Origin of the sequence: Paenibacillus sp. EKM206P (assembly GCF_011066155.1) — a bacterium.
GTDB lineage: Bacteria > Bacillota > Bacilli > Paenibacillales > Paenibacillaceae > Paenibacillus > Paenibacillus polymyxa_D.
In genome coordinates, this window is sequence record NZ_JAAMNQ010000096.1 from 1 (window position 1) to 323 (window position 323).

Annotated in this window: 1 protein-coding gene; it reads left to right on the plus strand. The window is 56.3% G+C overall.

Annotated features, from left to right (window positions below; all coding sequences use genetic code 11):
• Window positions 1-323 (plus strand): AMP-binding protein (locus tag G9G53_RS25855; protein WP_165150902.1); only part of this gene is annotated, 323 nt, incomplete at both ends.

The window sequence follows — 323 nt, forward strand, 5'->3', positions numbered from 1 at the left end:
CATGTCTTTGCCAGTGGTGAAGCCTTGCCGCCACAGCATGTGGCTCGCTTCCAACGGCTCGTGTCGAGCCTGACCGGAGCGAAGCTGATCAACCTGTACGGTCCAACCGAAGCGACGGTGGACGTATCGTACTTTGATTGCGAGCCGACGGAAGAATATGCAGTCATTCCGATCGGAAAACCGATTCAAAACATTCGCCTGTACATCGTGAAGGAAGGCACGGAGCAATTGCAGCCGATTGGGGTTGCAGGGGAGTTGTGCATCGGTGGTGTCGGTGTGGCACGTGGGTATCTGAACCGTCCGGAGCTGACGGCCGAGAAATT